This window comes from Serratia nevei (assembly GCF_024160145.1).
GTDB lineage: Bacteria > Pseudomonadota > Gammaproteobacteria > Enterobacterales > Enterobacteriaceae > Serratia > Serratia nevei_A.
The window spans coordinates 54,550-73,611 of the sequence record NZ_JAMYWQ010000003.1; the positions used below are offsets into that span (position 1 = coordinate 54,550).

Annotated in this window: 19 protein-coding genes; 8 read left to right on the forward strand and 11 right to left on the reverse strand. The window is 57.9% G+C overall.

The genetic code is table 11. From position 1 onward, the window contains the following. Positions 1–8: 8 nt before the first annotated feature. From ecpD to M6G53_RS03710, 8 genes are all read right to left on the reverse strand, one after another. Positions 9–1,640, reverse strand: a complete 1,632-nt coding sequence (ecpD, locus tag M6G53_RS03675) for a fimbrial adhesin EcpD (RefSeq protein WP_253329014.1) — start codon at positions 1,638–1,640, stop codon at positions 9–11. Next, positions 1,630–4,149, reverse strand: coding sequence for a CS1-pili formation C-terminal domain-containing protein (locus M6G53_RS03680; RefSeq protein WP_366519477.1), 2,520 nt, complete (start codon positions 4,147–4,149; stop codon positions 1,630–1,632). Before M6G53_RS03680 ends, ecpD begins: the two co-directional genes overlap by 11 nt. 50 nt (positions 4,150–4,199) lie before the next feature. Beyond that, positions 4,200–4,868, reverse strand: a complete 669-nt coding sequence (locus M6G53_RS03685) for an EcpB family pilus assembly chaperone (protein ID WP_253329016.1) — start codon at positions 4,866–4,868, stop codon at positions 4,200–4,202. Positions 4,869–4,944: 76 nt separating this feature from the next. Next, complete coding sequence (ecpA, locus tag M6G53_RS03690; protein WP_253329018.1) at positions 4,945–5,532, reverse strand: common pilus major fimbrillin subunit EcpA; 588 nt, start codon at positions 5,530–5,532, stop codon at positions 4,945–4,947. Between the two features lie 421 nt (positions 5,533–5,953). Continuing rightward, complete coding sequence (locus M6G53_RS03695; RefSeq protein WP_253329020.1) at positions 5,954–6,583, reverse strand: helix-turn-helix transcriptional regulator; 630 nt, start codon at positions 6,581–6,583, stop codon at positions 5,954–5,956. Positions 6,584–6,750: 167 nt separating this feature from the next. Next, complete coding sequence (locus tag M6G53_RS03700) at positions 6,751–7,590, reverse strand: winged helix-turn-helix domain-containing protein (RefSeq protein WP_253329023.1); 840 nt, start codon at positions 7,588–7,590, stop codon at positions 6,751–6,753. Between the two features lie 528 nt (positions 7,591–8,118). Further along, positions 8,119–9,540: a heavy metal sensor histidine kinase gene (locus tag M6G53_RS03705; RefSeq protein ID WP_253329025.1), complete on the reverse strand. Its 1,422-nt coding sequence runs from the start codon at positions 9,538–9,540 to the stop codon at positions 8,119–8,121. Further along, a complete protein-coding gene (locus tag M6G53_RS03710; RefSeq protein ID WP_253329026.1) occupies positions 9,537–10,208 on the reverse strand; it encodes a heavy metal response regulator transcription factor in 672 nt (223 codons plus the stop codon). The genes M6G53_RS03705 and M6G53_RS03710 overlap by 4 nt, the downstream gene beginning before the upstream one ends. Before the next feature lie 140 nt (positions 10,209–10,348). Here M6G53_RS03710 and M6G53_RS03715 point away from each other — a divergent pair, with 140 nt between their 5' ends. From M6G53_RS03715 to M6G53_RS03735, 5 genes are all read left to right on the forward strand, one after another. Next, positions 10,349–10,975 carry a hypothetical protein gene (locus M6G53_RS03715; RefSeq protein WP_253329028.1) on the forward strand — a complete coding sequence of 209 codons (627 nt, stop codon included), beginning with the start codon at positions 10,349–10,351 and terminating at the stop codon, positions 10,973–10,975. A 12-nt stretch (positions 10,976–10,987) separates the two neighbouring features. Beyond that, on the forward strand, positions 10,988–11,593 hold the full coding sequence (locus tag M6G53_RS03720) for a cytochrome b/b6 domain-containing protein (RefSeq protein ID WP_063988827.1): 606 nt from the start codon (positions 10,988–10,990) through the stop codon (positions 11,591–11,593). Then, positions 11,586–12,353, forward strand: coding sequence for a molybdopterin-dependent oxidoreductase (locus tag M6G53_RS03725; protein ID WP_253329030.1), 768 nt, complete (start codon positions 11,586–11,588; stop codon positions 12,351–12,353). Before M6G53_RS03720 ends, M6G53_RS03725 begins: the two co-directional genes overlap by 8 nt. Positions 12,354–12,475: 122 nt before the next feature. Then, the gene (locus M6G53_RS03730; protein ID WP_253329032.1) at positions 12,476–12,988 is read left to right on the forward strand and encodes a hypothetical protein; all 513 of its coding nucleotides are present in this window, start codon (positions 12,476–12,478) and stop codon (positions 12,986–12,988) included. Positions 12,989–13,342: 354 nt separating this feature from the next. Next, the gene (locus M6G53_RS03735) at positions 13,343–13,873 is read left to right on the forward strand and encodes a GNAT family N-acetyltransferase (protein ID WP_253329034.1); all 531 of its coding nucleotides are present in this window, start codon (positions 13,343–13,345) and stop codon (positions 13,871–13,873) included. A 4-nt stretch (positions 13,874–13,877) separates the two neighbouring features. On the opposite strand, the gene M6G53_RS03740 is transcribed toward M6G53_RS03735, so the two are convergent. After that, positions 13,878–14,750, reverse strand: coding sequence for a LysR family transcriptional regulator (locus M6G53_RS03740; protein WP_253329036.1), 873 nt, complete (start codon positions 14,748–14,750; stop codon positions 13,878–13,880). A gap of 91 nt (positions 14,751–14,841) precedes the next feature. Between M6G53_RS03740 and M6G53_RS03745 the strand changes: the two genes are divergently transcribed. Then, on the forward strand, positions 14,842–15,825 hold the full coding sequence (locus M6G53_RS03745; RefSeq protein WP_253329044.1) for a nitrilase family protein: 984 nt from the start codon (positions 14,842–14,844) through the stop codon (positions 15,823–15,825). Positions 15,826–15,911: 86 nt separating this feature from the next. Here M6G53_RS03745 and ompX read toward each other — a convergent pair whose 3' ends face one another. Beyond that, the gene (gene ompX / locus M6G53_RS03750; protein WP_253329046.1) at positions 15,912–16,430 is read right to left on the reverse strand and encodes an outer membrane protein OmpX; all 519 of its coding nucleotides are present in this window, start codon (positions 16,428–16,430) and stop codon (positions 15,912–15,914) included. A 400-nt stretch (positions 16,431–16,830) separates the two neighbouring features. Here ompX and rhtA point away from each other — a divergent pair, with 400 nt between their 5' ends. Both rhtA and nanQ read left to right on the forward strand, forming a co-directional pair. Continuing rightward, entirely contained in the window at positions 16,831–17,718 is an 888-nt protein-coding gene (rhtA, locus tag M6G53_RS03755) for a threonine/homoserine exporter RhtA (protein ID WP_253329048.1), read from the forward strand. Between the two features lie 131 nt (positions 17,719–17,849). Further along, on the forward strand, positions 17,850–18,317 hold the full coding sequence (gene nanQ, locus M6G53_RS03760) for an N-acetylneuraminate anomerase (RefSeq protein ID WP_253329050.1): 468 nt from the start codon (positions 17,850–17,852) through the stop codon (positions 18,315–18,317). Here nanQ and M6G53_RS03765 read toward each other — a convergent pair. Next, positions 18,299–18,850 carry a shikimate kinase gene (locus M6G53_RS03765; protein WP_253329350.1) on the reverse strand — a complete coding sequence of 184 codons (552 nt, stop codon included), beginning with the start codon at positions 18,848–18,850 and terminating at the stop codon, positions 18,299–18,301. The two genes, nanQ and M6G53_RS03765, sit on opposite strands and share 19 nt — an antisense overlap. Positions 18,851–19,062: the final 212 nt, after the last annotated feature.

Below are 19,062 nucleotides of genomic sequence, written 5' to 3' on the forward strand. Positions count from 1 at the left end.
CCCTGTCCTCAATTGATGTTGCGCCAGGTGGCTTCGACATGAATTTCACCGGCGGCGCTGACGTCGCCATACCAACCGTTGCCGTCGACGGTTCTCAGCGAGATCGGATTATTCATTGGAATGCTAAAGGTCACGCGGGTCTTGTTCAGCACCCCCACTTCGCCGGAGATATCATTCCACGGGGTGCTGCTCCAGAGCGCGTTGGTCATGTCGTGCCACTGGCCATCGCAACCGGCGGCGAAGCTCTGCTGGCCGTTGGTGCTGGTGGTGATGCCGAGGGTGGCGGGGAACGGCACCCGGGTACTGTTATCCGCAGAAGAAAAGAGGCAGTAGTTCACCCCGTCGATCGCCTGAGTCGGCCCGGTCGCCATCACCCTCACCTGATCGGCAGCGGTTTTGCCGCTGGTGGTCACGAAGTAGCCGAACTCCAGCGCCGGCTCCGTCGGGCCGACATAGCCTTCACGGTGTGGGCTGTTGTCGTAATCATCGGAAATGATGCTGATGCTGAAATCGCGCGGCTTGATAATCAGCTGGTTTGAGGTGGAAAACTCATACCATCCCGACTCCGGCGAGGTGGTGTTCTGAAAACGGAAATTGATCAGATCGCGGGTGCCGCTGTCGGAAATCCCCAGTGCGACCATCTGTTTGAAGAAGTTGCTGGAGAAGAACACATAGACGGCGTTGCTGCTCTTCAACTCGTTAAAGGTATAGTAGCTGCCGGTGCCCGACGTGTTTTTCCAGGTGTTGCCGTTCAGACTGAACTGCAGGTCGGCGGCGTTCACCGCGGATGACAGCGCCGCATGGTTAATCGCCGGGAAAATATGAATCGAGGTATTGCTGACGCTGCCGTCGGTCTGCAAATCGTAGTTGACCATCTTGCACATGATGCCTGAGCGGGCGCCGATGGTCTGGTTCTTGCAATCGGCATTGCCCTCGCCGATGATCGGCACCCCATCGCTGTTGACGAACACTTCCGATACGGCGTTGGTATTGACAAAGCGCAGGTGGGCCGCCTTGCTGTGCGTGACGGTGCGCTTGTACCAGCGGCCGCTGGCCTGATCCCGACAGCGGCCGCCGGCCGCGGCGTCGTAAGCCACCGACGTTTGGCAACCGTTGATCTGCATGCTGAAAGCTTCGCCCGCCGCCATCTGTTTCAGATACTGATAGAAGCTCGGCGACATCATGCCGTGCATCCATTTTGCGCCGCCGGGTGTGACCACGGCACCGTAAAATCCCTTTTCGTCGGTGGTCTGCGGCAGAATCAAGCTGGTATCCATATTACAGCCGGCATACCAGTTGATGCAGCGCAAGCCGAGGAACGGATTCTTGATCGGCGCATTTTCCAGCCACATGTCATAGCGCCAGTTGGCATTCAGCCCCGTGTTGTAACCATTATCCACGTACCCCAGGCTTTGCTGATAGACAGTGCCTGAACCGCCGTATTTTAGCCCGGTCCACTTGTTGGCACCGGTCATGCGCGGATCCAGCCCGCCGGCCGGCGTGACGAAAAAGTTGTCGTCGGCGTTGTTCTCCACGAAGACAAACTTCATTACCGCCGCATCCGGCCAGTTGGTCTCGCTGACCGCCGCCTGCAGCGCGGGGGCGACCAGCGCCAACAACAGCGCAACGTTAGCTCTCATGGTCAGACTCCCCGGATGGCATATTGCCCGCATAGGTTTTCAGCCCGGTGCAGACCACGTCGCCGACCCACACGGCGCCTTGCGCCTTGCTCAAATCCAAATCCACTTCGCATGTCTGATTGCCGCCGTGGGTAAAATCGATAACCGGGAATTTCTTGTCGACGTCCATGATAAATTCGCCTTTCTCATCGGTGCGGGTGCGGCCGATATGGTTCTTGATATAGGCGTTGGCCAGCAGCGTGCCGTCCTCCGCCTTGATGCGGCCGAAAACCGTCACCATCTGTTTTATCTCCGGCGAGATCACCGCCACGTTGCCCGGATACAGGGTGAGCTTGCTCTTGCGCCTGGTGACGATGTCGAAGCTCTCCGCCGAGTTCTTGTTGTTCATCAGCTCAACGTCGTACTGACCGTACGGCGATAACGGCAGGTAATTCTTATTGCCGCTCAGCTTCACCATCCGGCCGTCAACCCGTGCGGTCAGCAGGCCGTCGTTTTCAATGCCGGTATTGAAGATAATCCCGGCGTTGCCTTCGTTGCGGCCGCTGATGGCAATATCACGCCCTTGCCAACCCACGCTGCCGCTCGCGGTCAGGCTGCTGTTAACGTAGCCATCGGCGGAGCTGCTGACGTTGAGCGTGCCGGCGGAATACTTGGTGTCGAAGCGCGCATAGCCGCCACCGTTGAAGCGGCTGTCGCTGCGGGTATCACCGGAAATCGCCCGCGACAGGTTAGCGCCCAGGGTGCGGATCGGCCCGTCCTTGATGTCCTTGCGCGCCGCCAGGTTGGCGGTGGTGTAGCCATTCTGGTTGGAAACGCCGGCGCTGAACCAGTTGCCCATCGGCAGTGAAAAATCGAGCGCGATGTACTTGCCGGTATTGGCGTTACTGCTGCCGTTGTTATAGCGTTGCACACCCGCACGTACGCCCAGCGTGCCGAAGCGGCCGGTAAAGATATTCTGGTAATAATCGGCGTTGTAATAGTGACTGTCGTTCTTCTTATCGTCGTTGTAGCTGGCGCTCAGGGTGCCCAGCGGAGACCACAGCGCGCCCAGGTTAAGGCTGCCGCCAACGGCGCGGTTATAGGCGTCATTTTGCCTCAGACGATCGCCAATCTGCGTTTTCTCCTGATTGATCCATACGCTGCTGAAGCCGCCGGGCAACGCGGCGCTGACGCTGTTGACCAAACTCCAGGAGCGATCGGAGGCCGCCATATTTTGCAGGTTGATCTGAATCGACTCGGTCACCGGCAGGCTGATGCGGCTCTCACCGACGGCGTTGCCGTCAAACGAATACCCCGACAGCGCCCAATTAAGCGTTTGCAGATTGCCGGTAGCCGAAGCGCCAAGCAAATAAGAGTCCTTCGCCGGGCGGTGGCGATCCCGTTCGCCGCGCCAGTCGTCCATGCGCAGCATCCCGCCCCAGAATTGCCAGGCCAGCGGCGCATTCGTGCCGCGATTGGGGCTGAACAATTTATTCACTCGTTGCATGCGTTTATCCACCACTTTGCCGTTGACCACGACCTCCACCTCTACGTCATAAATGCCGTAGGGCAAACTGCCGGTGTCCACTTCATGGTTGCCCATCGTGAAGTTTTGTACGCTGAGCAGCCGCCCGTCGCGCGACAGATGCACCTCGCCGGCCGAGGGGAAAAAAACCACGATCGGCGTCAGCGATTGGGAATTATCGAATACCGTCGAGTTGGCGCGGTTGCCGTAGGACAGACCATAAATCTTGCTCGAGTTGATGGTCGTGACCGGCCCCAGCGACTGCAGATTCCAGCTGTCCAGCATGCCGGCGGCGAAACGGCGGCCGGCGAAATCACGCTCGTACATCGCTTTGTACAGCGTGGCGTTTTCATCGCCGCTGCCGATACCGTAGATTGAAGCGTTCAACTCCACGTGGTGTTCACGCAACGCCGTGACGCTGTTGAGCGATAAATAACTGGAGGTGTTGCCTTCGCTGGCGCGGGCCCGGTTATCGTAGACCCCGAGGTTATAATCCAGCGTGCTGCTTACGGCATCCACGCTGGACGCGCCGATGTCGCTCGAGCGGGCGCGCAGCACCGTCCCCAACGCGGATTCTTTCACCACCAGCTGCAGGTTGAGCTGCCGGAAATCCAGCGCCAGCCAGGCGTCGTCCGCGACCCGGATATGCTGCTGCCGATCGAATGGCGCATCCTGCAAAGCCTGCAGCTGGCCGGCAATCGCCGCCGTCAGCCGGGCGCCGTCGTCGTTATCCTCCAGCGTCACCCGACGAATCTTCAGCCTGGCCTGATCCAGGTAGAGAAAGGCATGCCCGATGCGGCTGTCGTCTTTGACGCCATCGCTCTTTTCATAATGCAACAACAGCGGAATACTCATCCCCTCGCGCAACGCCAGGCTGAAGGTTTGCGGGATCAGTACGCCGTTAATCTGCGTCAAACCGGCCGCCATCGCCATGCGGCCAGGCAACAGCGTCGGGAGCGCCAGCGCACCGGCAGCCAAAAGCGTTTTCAACAGCACAGCGTTCACATGCCACTCCTTGCGTGATTGTTTTGCATCCATCGTGGATAACGCGCGCATTACTTCACCGGGATAAACTGTTCGCCGTGCCACAGCGCGACGCGCCCTTTTTTATCGTTGACGTCAACCTTGCTGAAGGCGCGATCCTTCCCCGGCATCACGAAATAATTTTCCTTGCAGTCGCTGCCGTCTTGCTTGTTCCTGCAATTGCCGTAGGCCACCACTTTGAACGTGGCGTTGCCGGTGTTTTTGATCCGTCCGTTGGCAAACTGATAGGCGAAGCGATCCTGCCGAGGCGCCACCACCAAAATGGTGCCGATGCGCGCCGACGTGGTGGCCACGGCATTGCGCCGAGCCGAGTTTTGCCCCGCCTCGCTCAGCGCCTGATCAAACCAAACGATGCGGTAGTAGCGCTCCTGAGCGTCATTCGGCCCCTGGTAGTAAAAGCGAATCACATCGCTGGCGTTGGCCGGCAGGATCAGGCTGGCGGGCGACAGCAGCATTTCATCCCGGCTGCCCATCGGGATCGCCCTCCCGGAGGCCAGGGGGCTGGAAATGCGTTCGATCTTGATGTTCACCAGCCGGCCGCTGTCGGTGGTGTTTTTGATTTCCTTGCTCAGGCGCGCGCTGTCGCCTGGCATGAAGGAGCTGATCTCACCCACATCGAGAGCCAAAGCCGGCCGCAGCAGCATTAACATCAGGGTGGCGGCGAGAGAAAAGCGTGTCATTGCGGTATTCCACTGGCGTTGATGAGCGATAAATAGCAGGAGGTCTCCCCCCTGCCAGATGCAGATCGTTCGGGGATTAGGAAGTCCAGGTCGCGTTGAACTCGACGCTGACGTCGCCGCTCCAGATACCTTCCGGCAGCGTGCTGAAATCCGTGACGGCAGTGGTGCCGTTTGACGTCGCGCCGATGATGCTGAAGGTGAACTGATCCTGCGCGCTGGTGCGGCCGGCCTGGTTGTAGGCGTTGGACAGGGCACTCAGATTGCCGCCCAAAATGCCGGCGGTGGTGTCGATCATGATGGTTTCAGCCGTTTTCCCGACCACCGCACCGTTATAGTTCACCCCAACTTCCAGCGTAGAACCGGAAGTATCCAACTGAGTCAGCGTATTGGAGACCAGTTTTGAGGTCAGTTTGAAAGCGGTGGCCGTGGTATCGCCTTCCACGGTGACGTCAAACAGGCCTTTCTGGCTGTTGAAACCTTTAATGCCTTCGGCATAGTTGAAGGCCAGGCTGCCAATCGGCGTCACAACCAGTTTGCTGGTGGTGTCTTTCTTGGCGGTCGCAGACCAGGTTGCCAGCGCCTGAGCGGTAACGTCGGCAGCTTGAGCTGTGCTGACCGCTGCAAAGGCGGAAACGATCGCCAGGGCCAGTGTCATTTTCTTCATGGTATAACTCCCTTCAATGTTGAATATGTTTTCTTTCGTCCATTCTCAGCCAGCCGTTTGCATCACTGCGTTTAGCCAGTCTGCTTGACGCCACAAGAATATCCCCGACCGATCAAAAAAGAATCATTAACTATTAAAGTTCAAATATTTAGATTTAAATCCCGCAATTAATGTTTTAACCCTCATCAATCACATTAAAAAGCGGATTAAGCCTTTGATGAAAGCACAATCACATTGTGGTTTACCCCCTGCAAGGCGGGTATTGTTTAACCACAAATATGCTCTGTTCGCCCTTCCCTTGCCGGTGCAAAATTTCAGCGCCGGCGTTGTTCGGTGAGGGGGAGGATTGATTGGATTTACGCAGGGGGAAGCAGCCAATCCAGATCGGCCGCTGTAGAGAAAAGGGGCTTATCGCCACGTGTCAGGAAGGATATCGGGTTCTCAGGGTAAGAATAAGCCGCATAAAACCGGCCTGATTGAGGCCCAGTTTTCGCATGATATTCAGTTTATGAGAGCTGATGGTTTTGTAACTTCGCCGGGTCACGTTGGCGATGCTTCGTGGAGATGCGCCGGCAACCATCATGGCCAAAACTCGCCATTCACTGTCAGATAACGCGGCCGCCGAATGCACCAACCGGGCGCGAATACGCGGGGAACGATAGCCGGAGAACTCACCCGCAGCCGCAATGGCATCGCTCAGGCAATGCAAAGGATCATCCTTTGCCGCTATAGCTATGCGCGTATCCGTCGCCAACAACGCTAATATACCGGGATGTTCAACAGCGGTGAAAATCACCAAGGGAATTTCCGGCCAGACATTTTTTGCCGTCAGCACGAACCGTAATACATCATACAAATATTCGTTCTGATGATATAACTCCATAATAAGCGCGCGAGGCTTTCCCTCTTTCAAGGCCCCCTCCAGCCCCCTCAGGGTATCGACAAAATAGCTGTCACGTGATCGGGTAACGAGAAAGGCTTCCATTCCTCTTCTCACTAAATAGCTGGGTTCAAAAAATAGCAGCGCATCACCGAAATCGGCTTTAACCATACATAATCACCATAATGAGGTAGAAAGCGGTAGAGAAAGAGAAATACCTCTCGATAAAAGCCACACGGCAACCCGCCAAATGAAAATCGAACGTTCTATTTCAATACTTTAATTTTTTGTCATATCCACTGTCCTTTCAATCGCGTTGGGCCAGCGGCTATCCATGGTCAATTAATAAACTCGGCATTGTCGCTTTCCAAACCTGAACAGATCTCCATTTTATGTTCACGCAAGATCTTGCAGCGCAGCAGGAATAAGCGGGAAATGCCGGAAATGTAAGCCCTGACCTGATTGCTGCGCACCACCAGCAAAAACTCATCGCCGCTGCATTCTCCCGTTTGGTGCGCGGCGTAAGCCAGAATATCCCGATTCAGGCTGGCGTTGACCGTCGCCGAGGCATCAGGCAACGACATGAAAACCTTACAGTTGCCCGACTTTCCCAGGTAGCTCTCCTGCCGGGCCCCCGAGCCGCTGAAATAGGCCGTGACAGCAATAGCCATGAGGATCCCCCCCATGACCAACGCGCTGAACATCAGCCACCCACGGCGGGAATAACCAAGATGAGAAGAGGCCCCGTCGATGACGGTGTCGGACGCCGGATTGACCGCCGCATCGGGCGCAGATCCCGGCACAGCCGCGGCAGGCTCCGCGCCGTGAATATCTTCCGCGTCCTCATAAGACTCGATGGTAATCTCATCACGCAACATAAAACCCACTTTAGGGACCGTAACAATGACCTCATCCTCGACGCCAAGATTTTTAATCACCCGACGCAATTTGCTGACGCACTGATTAAGATTATTATTGCTGGACACCATGCCGTAATCGTCCCAGACCTTCTTGAATATCAGTTCACGCCCTACGGCCTCACCATGGTGGGCAATCAACAACAGCAACAACCGTTTGGAAGGACTGGATATGGATATGGGATCGTCAGAAAAATCTGTTGGGCTAAGGGTTCTGGTGTCTGCGTCAAAGAGAATATGGTTATTAAATCTATATTTCATTTTATTCACATGTTTTCACTATAGCGATCATTTATAGTTTGGCGTCAAATGTTAATGAAATATTAAATAAATATTTAATCAGGTAATTCGCGAAAATACCCAAGCACAGGCAAGAAAAACCACTCAATTAACGCCACGAAATACGCTTTTTCACCTCACCACCGTTTATATAGGATTTTTCTTGTAAACCATAACCAAAGGTTAACCAATCACCACATCCATTGATATATTGACGTGACAAAAACCACAAAGTTAGTTTTTTGTGTTGCAAATTATCAATTTTAAGGAAAATCATCTTAAAAAAAGACCGCAGAACTAAATTTTAATAAAAAAATAATAACACGTGAATGTTGAGCGTAATCACAGACCGCAGTCCATCCGCATTAGCCCGATGAATTAACGCGCTTGCCGCGCCGCAAATGTTAAAATTCAGTTTCGGCCAAGGCGATGAGAAATAATAATGAAAGGAAAAACTTACGAATGACGCCTGTCGCGTTTTCCGCAACGGGCGAAAACATTCGCGGTAGCTCATTGAACTGATGAAGGGAATATCAGGCTCAAGGTCAAGCAAGCAGATCCCTGGCCATCGGAACACTGCGCACGAACCTCACCGCCGTGCAGCGTCATGATGGCGCGCACGATAGACAGCCCCAGCCCACTGGCATGATTGCCGGCGCTGCGCGCGGGATCGGCGCGATAGAAGCGATCGAACAGCTTTTCCAGCTGTGCCGGCGCGATCGACGGCCCCTGATTGATAACCTGTACCCACCAGGCATCGGCGCGCCGTTCAGCCCGCAGGACGATCCGGCTGTTTTCGTCGGCATAACGCACTGCGTTAGCCACCAGGTTGCTCAACGCGCGCTGGAACAGCATCGCGTCCGCCTTCAGCGTCCCCTCTCCTTCGCAGCGCAGTGCGATACCGCGTTCTTCCGCCAGCCCCTCGAAGTAATCTGCCACCCGCCGCAGCTCCAGCGCCACATCCAGTCGACTGTAGTTCAACGCAGACTGCGCCTCGCCGGCGCGCGCCAGGAACAGGATGTTTTCCACCATGCGGGAAATGCGCTCCAGCTCATCCATATTGTTCGACAGCAGGGTTTCGTACTCCTCCACGCTACGGGGCTGGTAAAGCGCCACCTGGCACTGGCCCATCAACGCCCCCACCGGGGTGCGGATCTCATGGGCCAGATCGGCGGAAAACTGCGTCAGCCGCTGATAGCCTTCATTCAACCGATCGAGCATCGCATTGAACGAACGGGTCAGCTGCTGCAACTCCTTCGGCGCCCCCTGCTCGCTGAGGCGTGTCGACAGCGTATTGGGCGCAATTTGCGCCGCCTGCGCCGCCATGCGCCATAACGGCTTCAATCCCCGGCGCATGACCCCATACCCCAAAAGCGCAATCAGCAGGAAAGCCACCGCCACCGCCGCGACGATGCGCCGCAGGTAGCGCGCCAGCATCTTCTGTTCGTTGACCATCACGTGCGCGGCAGAGATCTGCAACAGGCTGCCGTCTTCCAGGCGCACCATCGCCGAAGCCGCGCGCAGCGGTACCCCCAGCGCCGTTTCCCCGCCGCGCACGGCGGCCAACGTCTGCGCCTGGCCGGCCGGCGTCGGCGCGATCGGCGGCAATGCCACCCCGGCCGGGTTCACGTTGATGAGCGGCTTTTGTCCTGGAACTTGGAAAATCAGCACGTCCTGTTCATTGCCCAGCATGTTTTCAAACAGGCCGTTATTGGCGGTAAGACGCGCCAAAGGAAAGCGCTGCCCCAGCAAATGGCGGAAATACTCCACGCGCCCGGTCACCTGCAGATCGCTGCGCAGCGTCATTTCCTGGCGCATGGCGCTATACAGATACCCGCCCGTCCCACTCACCACCAACGCGGCCACCAGCGCGAACAGCGTGGCGGTGCGCAGCGTCAGCGATACCGGCCGACGTGAAGCGCGCCCGCTCACGAGCGTGGCTCGCAAACATAGCCGATGCCGCGCACGCTGTGGATCAGCTTGACGTCGAACGGCCGGTCTATTTTGGCGCGCAGGCGTTTGATGGCCACGTCAACCACATTGGTGTCGCTGTCAAAATTCATGTCCCACACCTGAGAGGCTATCTGCGTGCGCGACAGCACTTCGCCTTCGCGCCGTACCAGCAGGTGCAGCAGCATGAACTCCTTGTTGGTCAACGGGATCACTTGATCCTGGCGCACCGCCCGACGGCGCAGCACGTCCAACTGCAGATCGGCGATGGCATAATGATCGGCTTCGCGCGCCGGCCCGCGGCGCAGCAAGGTGCGCAAACGCAGCACCAGTTCGGTAAACGAAAACGGTTTAATCAGATAATCGTCCGCGCCCAGTTCCAGGCCGTGGATGCGATCCTGCACGCCGTCGCGGGCGGTGAGAAACAGAATCGGCACGTCGCTTTTCTTGCGCAGCACCTCGATAATCTGCCAGCCATCCAGCCCCGGCAGCATCACATCGAGCACGATCGCATCGTAACTGTGCTCCAACGCGCGAAACAGCCCGTCGGTGCCGTTGCGCGCCAAATCGACGCCGTACCCCGCTTCCCCCAGCCCTTTCTTCAGGTAATCCCCTGTGCCGATATCGTCTTCAACTACCAGTATTCGCATGCTCGCCACCTCGTTACGTCTGCAAAAATACTAGCAGCTTCGGCGGACAAACTTGATGACATTAATGTCATCAAACGGCCATGGCGCTGACCCAATGGCTCAACCATGCTTAACCGGCACACTCATTTCAGGAGAACATTATGATTACCCCTTATCGTATAGCCGGTTTACTGTTATCCACCTTGCTGCTGGCCAGCGGCCTGGCCGCCGCCGCTCAAACGCCGGGCAACGTCATCGCGCCGCTGCGCGGTACCATCAGCCAGGTGGCCGACGGCAATCTGCAGCTGACCGATCGCAAAGGCGAGACACTCAGCGTCAAGCTGAACGATCAGACCAAAGTGCTCAGCGTGTCCAAAGCCACGCTGGACGACATCAAACCGGACAGCTTTATCGGCACCGCCGCCGTGCCGCAGCCGGACGGCACGCTCAAAGCGCTGGAAGTGCACGTATTCGCCGCCAGCCTGCGCGGCACCGGCGAAGGGCACTCGGCCTGGGAATCCGCCGACGGCAAAGTGGACACCATGACCAACGGCACCGTCGGCAAACTGGTGAAATCCAACGGCCGTACCCTGACCGTCACCTACGGCAACCAGCAGAAAACCGTCGTCGTGCCGGAGGATGTGCCGATCGTGACGCTGGATCCGGGCGATGTGAGCCTGCTGAAACCGGGCGTGCACATCGTGCTGTTCTCCGCCGTCAACGATAAGGGCGAGCGCATCGCCACCCGCATTTCCGCCGGCAAAGACGGCACCGTGCCGCCGATGTAACCGGAGAACGCCATGAAAACCAACGCGTCGCGGCCGGTGCATCGCTGGCCGGTTCGAATCACTCATTGGATCAACCTGTTCGCCATGGTGTGCATGTTTATGAGCGGTTGGGAGATCTATAACGCCTCGCCGCTGTTCGATTTCCGCTTTCCGCCGCAGATGACGCTGGGCGGTTGGCTGGGCGGCGCGATTGGTTGGCATTTGGCGGTGATGTGGCTATTGGCGCTCAACGCCGTCTGCTATTTGCTGTGGAGCCTGTTCAGCGGCCATTTTCGCCGCGATCTGTTGCCGCTGCGCGTCGGCGCGCTACGGCAGGATATCTGGCTGGCGTTGACGCTGCGCCTGCGTCACCGGCATGGCCACTACAACGCCATCCAGAAGCTGATGTACCTCGGCGTGCTGGCGCTGGGCCTATTGCTGGTGCTGTCCGGGCTGGCGATCTGGAAACCGGTTCAGTTGCAGGGACTGGTCGCCCTGTTTGGCGGGTTCGATTTCGCGCGCTACGTGCATTTCTTCGCCATGGCCGGCATCGGCCTGTTCGTGGCGATCCACGTCTTTATGGTGATCGTCGTGCCCAAAACGCTGTGGGCGATGATAACGGGTGGCAAACATGAATGAGAAAAAGCCGCGGACAACCGCGCCAAAACTGGAACCGGACCAAAAAAAGCAGTTGGTCAATCTGCAGCGCCGCCTGATGCTGCGTTCCGGCCTGACGCTGGGCGGGATCGCCATGCTCACCGGTTGCAACCTGCAAGACGGCGATCGGGTGGATAAGGTGCTGTGGGCCATGTCGCGCTGGAACGACCGGGTGCAGGCCTGGCTGTTCAGCGGCCAGCGGCTGGCGCAAACTTACCGGCCCGATCAGATTACCCACCCTTTCCCCTTCAACGCGTTTTACCCGGAATACAACGTTCCCGAGATCGATCTCGCCGGCTACCGGCTTGAGGTCGCCGGGAAAGTGGAGAAAAAAACCCCCTGGACGCTGGAACAGCTACAGCAGCTGCCGCAGCAAAGCCAGATCACGCGTTTGATCTGCATTGAGGGCTGGAGTGCCATCGGCCAATGGGGCGGCGTGCCGCTACGCACCTTTCTGCAACACGTCGGGGCGGATCTGAATGCCGGTTACGTCGGCTTCAAATGCGCCGATCGTTACTACTCCAGCCTCGACATGGCCACCGCGCTGCACCCGCAGACCCTCCTGGCGCTGGATTTCGGCGGCAAGGCGCTGCCGGCGGACTATGGCTACCCGCTGCGGCTGCGGGTGCCAACCAAACTGGGGTTCAAAAACGCCAAACATATCGCCGCGATCTTCGTCAGCGACGTCAATCCGGGCGGGTATTGGGAAGATCAGGGCTACAACTGGTTCAGCGGCATTTAGTTTTGCGTGGCGCTGCGCATAAGCCTCATCGGCGGCTGGAGGATCTTCTCCGCCTCGGTTAATAATCTGTTCGTCACAACGGGGATAACTATAGGAAAAATAATAGTAAAAAGGATTTTATCATGGAGATTGATGTGAGGGCGTCACACACAGGGATAGCAGACACATACCGGTATCAGATTGCAGTAAGAAAAGGTGATGGTAAAACGGCCGTCTATCATTTGGATTTCAAGAAAATTGGGCAAAACATGCACCATTGGTTTGCCCCAGTGTACGTGGAGACGGCTCTCCTCAATAATGCTTTCTCTCTGGAGTTTTATGATGTCAAGGCGCTGAGCGACGCAAACAGGCATCAGCGCTCAGCTTTCGATACCTATACCGCAATGCATTACACCCTTCTTCAACGCGAACGCTTATTCGTAGCTGGGATCAGGGAAACCCTTCTCAAGTTTGCCTATCAGTATCATGCCAGGATCATCTTCAGTGCACCGTTAAGACCGGTATTAGCTAAAATTTATGATTTTTTGTTGAAAAAATACGCCCATGCAGGGCATTATTTATACAAAGTAGAGTTTGTAAAGGACGGCCTCTATGTCATCGAAATCCCGCGTAGCCCCCATAACCTCCCATACTGACCAGCAGCACGTTAAGGAACAGCGCCTGAAAGAAATGCGAGCCTTCCACGAAGAGTGGTGGGAACAAAGACGCCGCGAATGGCGCGAACGCAGCGGCGTTGAAGCAAGTGAAGCGCCCGCATGGGGCATCGATAGCGAACTTTCATCCTGATTCCGGTTCGTATTTCCTCTTCCCCTGCCGTCAGCCCCCCAAGCCCCGCTTGCTCGATTGCCTCTTGTGCGGCGGCGGTCCGCCTCGACGATGGCCTCAGCGGCTTTCTGTTCACCCGGCCGTTGTGGCTGGCGATGTGATTTCTCTGGCATACTGAACGCCGTTGTTTTTCATCGCCTTTCACCCTGTGCAGGAGCAGCAACATGACCGTCATCAACACCGCGCCAACGCTTATCACCGAACGTCTGCGGCTGGACGCGCACACGCTGGACGACTTCGGTTCGCTGGCCGCATTGTGGGCCGATCCGCAGGTGGTGCGCTACATCGGCGGCACGCCGCGCGACCGGGAAGACTCCTGGGGGCGCCTGATGCGTTACGTCGGCCACTGGGCGCTGTTAGGATACGGGTATTGGGCGGTGCGTGACAAACTGAGCGGCGAGTACCTCGGCAGCATCGGCTTTTCCAACTTCCTGCGCGACATTACCCCGGCGCTCGATGCGCCGGAAATGGGCTGGACGCTGGTGAGCTCGGCGCACGGCAAAGGCTACGCCACCGAGGCACTGCGGGCGGCGCTGGCCTGGGGTAAAACGCACCTGCCTGGCGAGAAAACCGTCTGCATCATCTCGCCGGAAAACCAGGCTTCGCTGGCGCTGGCGAAAAAGGTCGGTTTCTGCGAAAGCCACCGCAGCGAGTATCACCAGAGCCCGATCGTCGTGATGCACTGCCCGCTTTGAATGCCTAAGCGCGTTGCACCGCCAACGCCGTCTGAATGAAGTTGTCCCGCAGCGCGTCCGCGCGCTGCGGATCCCAGGCGATACCGACCTGCCACTCCGTCTCTTCGCCGCTCAGCGGCAGAATGTCGATGCCAACCGGCGCGATGTGCGTGATGCTGTGCGGCAGCAGCGCGACGCCAACGCCGGCGGCGACCAGCGCCAGCAGCGTCTGGATATCGCCGGCCTGCTGCACCACGTTCGGCGTCAACCGATGAGCGGCGATAAACCGCAGCGACTGATCGCTCAGCCCGCGCCCGCGCTTAGGGGTCAGCTGCAACAGCGGCAACTGAGTGAAACGCGCCATCAGATCGTCGGCCCGCAGCGCCAGCGCGCCCGGCGCGGCCAGCACCAGCCGATCGCTCAGTAACGCCACGCCGCACAGCGGCGTAGTGACCGGCAAGCGCACGAACCCCGCCTGCAACTCGCCCTGCAGCAACAGCTGATACTGCCGCTCCGACGGCATGTCCTCCAGCCCAATGGCCACCTCGGGAAAACGCTGGCGGAATGCGGCCACCAGCTGCGGCGCCAGATGGAAGCTGGAGAGGCCAAATCCCAGCGCCAGCCGCCCCGCTTCTCCGAGCGCTACCCGCCGAGCGCGCCGCTGAAACTGCTGGTACTGTTCCACCAGCGCCTGCGCCTCCGGGTAGAGCCGCTGCCCACCGGCGGTGAGCACCGCCCCCTGTCGGCCACGCTCGAACAGCCGCACGCCAAGCTGGGTTTCCAGCGCTTGAATCTGCTTGCTCAGCGCCGGTTGGCTGATGCACAGCAGGCTCGCCGCCTGCCGATAGTTGCCCTGTTCGGCCAGCGCCACCAGGGCGCGCAGTTGTTTTATATCCATTCCATCAGGTTATCGAATAGGGAATTTAATTGATTATACAGTAATCAATCCACCTGCTGTAATCAACGCAGACCCCAACCGGAGAGACACCATGACCCCTTCACTTCGCGCCGCCACGGTGCAATTCCAGCATCGCGCCAACGATAAGAATGACAACCTGTCGACCATGGAGCGCTTTATCGCTCAGGCGGCCGAGCAGCAGATACAGCTATTGGCCTTCCCGGAAATGTGCATCACCGGCTATTGGCACGTACGCCATCTGTCCGACGCCGAGGTGCGCGCGCTGGCGGAACCGATCGCTACCAGCCCTTCGCTGGCGCGCATTCGCCCGCTGGCGGAGCGTTACAACATGGCGATCGGCGTCGGGCTGATCGAACTGGGCGACGACGGCCGTTGTTACAACGCCTACGCCGTTTGCCTGCCGGACGGCGAGCTGCATGTGCACCGCAAACTGCACGCCTTCGAGCACCCGGCTATCGCCAGCGGCGACCGCTATACGGTGTTCGACACGCCCTGGGGCGTGCGCGTGGGCGTCTTGATCTGCTGGGACAATAACCTGGTGGAGAATGTGCGCGCGACGGCGCTGCTGGGGGCGGAGGTGCTGATGGCTCCGCACCAGACCGGCGGCACCCATTCGCGCAGCCCGCACGGCATGAAGCCGATCCCGCAGGCGCTGTGGCAGCGGCGGGCAGAAGATCCGCAGGCGATAGAAGCCGCCTTTCGCGGCGAACACGGGCGCGGCTGGCTGATGCGCTGGCTGCCGGCCCGCGCTCACGATAATGGTTTGTTTGTACTGTTCAGCAACGGCGTGGGCCGCGATGATGACGAAGTGCGCACCGGCAACGCGATGATCCTCGATCCTTACGGCCGCATCGTGGCGGAGACCTGGGCGGCGGAAGACCGAATGGTCAGCGCCGAGCTCGATCTGGCGCTGATCCCGCTCAGCACCGGCCGCCGCTGGATTTACGGACGCCGTCCCGAGCTGTACGGGTTGCTGACCGAACCGCAAGGCTATGAGCGCGACGCCCGCAGCGCGCGCTTCTCGACGCAGCCGACGGGGCGCAGCGGCCAATAACAGATAAAAAAAATCCGCCCGAAGGCGGATTTTTTATCGGTGCGGCAACGTTTGCCGCAGGTTCATGCCCGCAGGCACGAACAGGCTTAGAAGCGGTAGCCTACGCCAACGTTCCAAGAGCCAACGTCAACGCTGCGAATGCGGTTCTGCTCGTAACCGACATCCAGGGCAACGTTCTCGATTGGGTTGAACTGCAGACCGGCACCGTAGGTGAAGCCGTAGTCAGCGGTGTCGTGACGAGAAGTGCCGTTCTGAGCGTTGGTAGTGAATTTACCGTAACCCAGGCCAACCAGACCGTAGATGCTCGCCCAGTCATTGATGCGGTAAGCTGGACCGGCAGAGATAGAGTTGTACTGAGCTTTGTTGTAGAAACCGTCCTGAGAACCGTCCTTTTCCAGATGGGTAAAGGAACCGATTACGCCCAGTGGGTTGTTGTCGAACTCGTAACGGTATTTCAGGTTGAAACCATCGGCCTTGTTAGCAACGCCTTGGAAATCGCCCTGCGCATAGCCAGCGGATACGGTGCTCTGACCAGCGAATGCGGTACCTGCGCTAACTGCTAATACGCAAGCTGCTACTGCGGAAAGACATGCAATTTTTTTCATAACCACCTCAAACGCGTTTTATTATTAAGTACATCCATTTGTTCATACATTGAAAATATAACAAAAATTAGCGTGAAACTCTGCCTTGAAATGAGTGTCTAATGCTTTATATCGTGTAACAGAAGATTTCAAGAACAGTGTATCTTCTTCTTTTCGCTCTATTTTCGGCCGTATTCTACGGCTTTCTGTGACAAAAATCACCTATTTAATATCCAGATAATTCTTAAGAAAAAGCGCACTTTTTGACCAAATTCGCCACATCTCATCCGAGGATCGGCGGATTTCACCGCGATGCGCGCTTTTCTCAGACAGATTTTCGCCATTTCATTTACACTGCTCGCATCCCCGTTACGACCGTTTTCTCAAGGCTGAGGAACGGCGCATAAAAGGCCTGTTAAGGATGTCATTATCTACTTCCGGCAGAGCGCCCTCCGCGCTGCTGCCTATCTGTCTGTTAATCATCGCCATGGTATCGATCCAGAGCGGTGCCTCGTTGGCCAAAAGCCTGTTCCCGATCGTGGGCGCGGAAGGCATCACCACGCTGCGTCTTTTCATCGGCACCCTGATTCTGTTCATTATCTTCCGCCCGTGGCGCATGCGCATCGCCGCCGGCAGCCGCTTGCCGCTGCTGATTTACGGCCTGTCGCTCGGCGCGATGAACTACCTGTTCTACCTGTCGTTGCGCACCGTGCCGCTCGGCATCGCCGTGGCGCTGGAATTTACCGGCCCGCTGGCGGTCGCCATGTTTTCCTCCCGGCGGCCGATCGACTTCCTCTGGGTAGCGCTGGCGATCGCCGGACTGTGGTTCCTGCTGCCGCTCGGCCACGGCGTAGGCGGGATCGATCCGTTCGGCGCCGCCTGCGCACTCGGCGCCGGTGCCTGCTGGGCCGTCTATATCATCTTCGGTCAGAAGGCCGGCGGCGATCACGGCCCCGGTACGGTGGCGCTCGGCTCCTTGATCGCCGCGCTGGTGTTCTGCCCGATCGGCGCCTGGCAAACCGGCAGCGCCCTGTTCAATATCGATATTCTGCCGGTAGCGCTGGCGGTGGCGCTCCTCTCCACCGCACTGCCCTATTCGCTGGAGATCATCGCGCTGCCCAAAATACCGGCGCGCACCTTCGGCACCTTGATGAGTCTGGAACCGGCGATGGCGGCGCTGTCCGGCATGCTGTTCCTCGGCGAACACCTGAGCGGCGTGCAATGGCTGGCGCTGGCGGCCATTATCGCCGCCTCGATGGGATCCACTCTGACCATCCGCCCCAAACCGCGCCTCGAAAGCCTTTCCTGATCGCTGACTCGCCTGCCTACCGCAATGCCGGAATGCAGGCGGGTTAACTGTTTTCCGCGTGACAAATCGGCATACTTCCCCTTAGCCTGTATCGCAGGCTCTTTGGACTTTCGCTCACATGGAGAATAACAGTGATTCACAACAGCCTGTTCAACCCACGCTTCGGCCGCGGACTCGCGCCGGCACTGGTTTCAACCCTGACCGAACTACGTCGATGCGATCTGCCCGAGCTAACGCCGGGGCATCACCCTATCGACGGCGACAACATCTTTATGGACGTGATGACGCTGACCACCGCGCCGGCGGCGGAGAAGCGCGCCGAAATGCATCAGGAATACATCGCGCTGCATCTGTTGATCAGCGGCGAAGAGCGCATCGAATACGGCCTGGCGGGCGACTGGCATCGCGAACGGCCACACGCAGAAAACAGCGATCTTCTGCTGCTGGACATCAAACGTCACCCGCAAACGCTGCATATGACGCACGGTATGTACGCGATCTTTTTCCAGATGGAGCCGCACAAAACCGGCTGTCTGTGGCAACGGCCGCAGCAGATCAAAAAAGCGGTGGTGAGGATCCATCACCGGCTGCTGCTGTGACCCTGCGGCAGCGTCCGTAGAAAATCAGCGGCCTGGCGGGGAGAGCGCAAGCGCATGAAACGGCATCCGCCGCCGGCACGGGCCATCTCCGCCAGGTATTTTCGCCGGTTCTTGCGGTAGGTGCGGATCGTCCACAGCACGATCGACTCGCGGCTGAAGAAAGAACGACGGAAGCTTTCCCGGTTGCCGGTGCCCGGCCACAGCTCGCTTTTGCCGGCTGCACGCCGGCACGCGCGGCGCACGGCTTGCCACAGCGTACGGCCGAAACCGTAATCCAGCCACAGAATATAATCGACCTCGCGCCATTTGATCGGCTGCGTGCGGCTGTAGTTACCGTCCAGCACCCAGCCTTCGCCCGCTTCGGCCAGCGCCCGTTCAAGCCGCGCCAGGAACAGGCCATCGGGTGTCCCCTGCCACCCAGGCCGCCAATACAGCCTGTCCATCTCGATATAGGGAACGCCGAGGCGTTCCGCCAGTTGACGCGCCAGGGTGCTCTTACCGCTGCCGCTGGTGCCGACGACGTTAATTTTCATCACTCGCCACTCATACAGAGAGGATAATTTCCTTACTGTAACTACATCAATTACGGCTATCAATCTGAATAGGCTTAAAATTAACACTGCGATAACAAATAGACAATTAACCCGAAAACAACAGGCGCAAAGAAAATAAAGCAACAGGGATAAACCGTCACTGTAATAAATAATAAATTTATGCATCAATATAAAAATAACGAATTAAATCA

Coding starts and splice junctions, on each gene's coding strand:
- M6G53_RS03725 (WP_253329030.1), top strand. CDS start 11,586: ATGAATGAGAAAAAGCCGCGGACAACCGCGCCAAAACTGGAACCGGAC.
- M6G53_RS03695 (WP_253329020.1), bottom strand. CDS start 6,583: ATGGTTAAAGCCGATTTCGGTGATGCGCTGCTATTTTTTGAACCCAGC.
- rhtA (WP_253329048.1), top strand. CDS start 16,831: ATGTCATTATCTACTTCCGGCAGAGCGCCCTCCGCGCTGCTGCCTATC.
- ecpA (WP_253329018.1), bottom strand. CDS start 5,532: ATGAAGAAAATGACACTGGCCCTGGCGATCGTTTCCGCCTTTGCAGCG.
- ecpD (WP_253329014.1), bottom strand. CDS start 1,640: ATGAGAGCTAACGTTGCGCTGTTGTTGGCGCTGGTCGCCCCCGCGCTG.
- M6G53_RS03710 (WP_253329026.1), bottom strand. CDS start 10,208: ATGCGAATACTGGTAGTTGAAGACGATATCGGCACAGGGGATTACCTG.
- M6G53_RS03740 (WP_253329036.1), bottom strand. CDS start 14,750: ATGGATATAAAACAACTGCGCGCCCTGGTGGCGCTGGCCGAACAGGGC.
- M6G53_RS03685 (WP_253329016.1), bottom strand. CDS start 4,868: ATGACACGCTTTTCTCTCGCCGCCACCCTGATGTTAATGCTGCTGCGG.
- M6G53_RS03720 (WP_063988827.1), top strand. CDS start 10,988: ATGAAAACCAACGCGTCGCGGCCGGTGCATCGCTGGCCGGTTCGAATC.
- M6G53_RS03735 (WP_253329034.1), top strand. CDS start 13,343: ATGACCGTCATCAACACCGCGCCAACGCTTATCACCGAACGTCTGCGG.
- M6G53_RS03745 (WP_253329044.1), top strand. CDS start 14,842: ATGACCCCTTCACTTCGCGCCGCCACGGTGCAATTCCAGCATCGCGCC.
- M6G53_RS03765 (WP_253329350.1), bottom strand. CDS start 18,850: ATGAAAATTAACGTCGTCGGCACCAGCGGCAGCGGTAAGAGCACCCTG.
- M6G53_RS03700 (WP_253329023.1), bottom strand. CDS start 7,590: ATGAAATATAGATTTAATAACCATATTCTCTTTGACGCAGACACCAGA.
- ompX (WP_253329046.1), bottom strand. CDS start 16,430: ATGAAAAAAATTGCATGTCTTTCCGCAGTAGCAGCTTGCGTATTAGCA.
- M6G53_RS03715 (WP_253329028.1), top strand. CDS start 10,349: ATGATTACCCCTTATCGTATAGCCGGTTTACTGTTATCCACCTTGCTG.
- M6G53_RS03730 (WP_253329032.1), top strand. CDS start 12,476: ATGGAGATTGATGTGAGGGCGTCACACACAGGGATAGCAGACACATAC.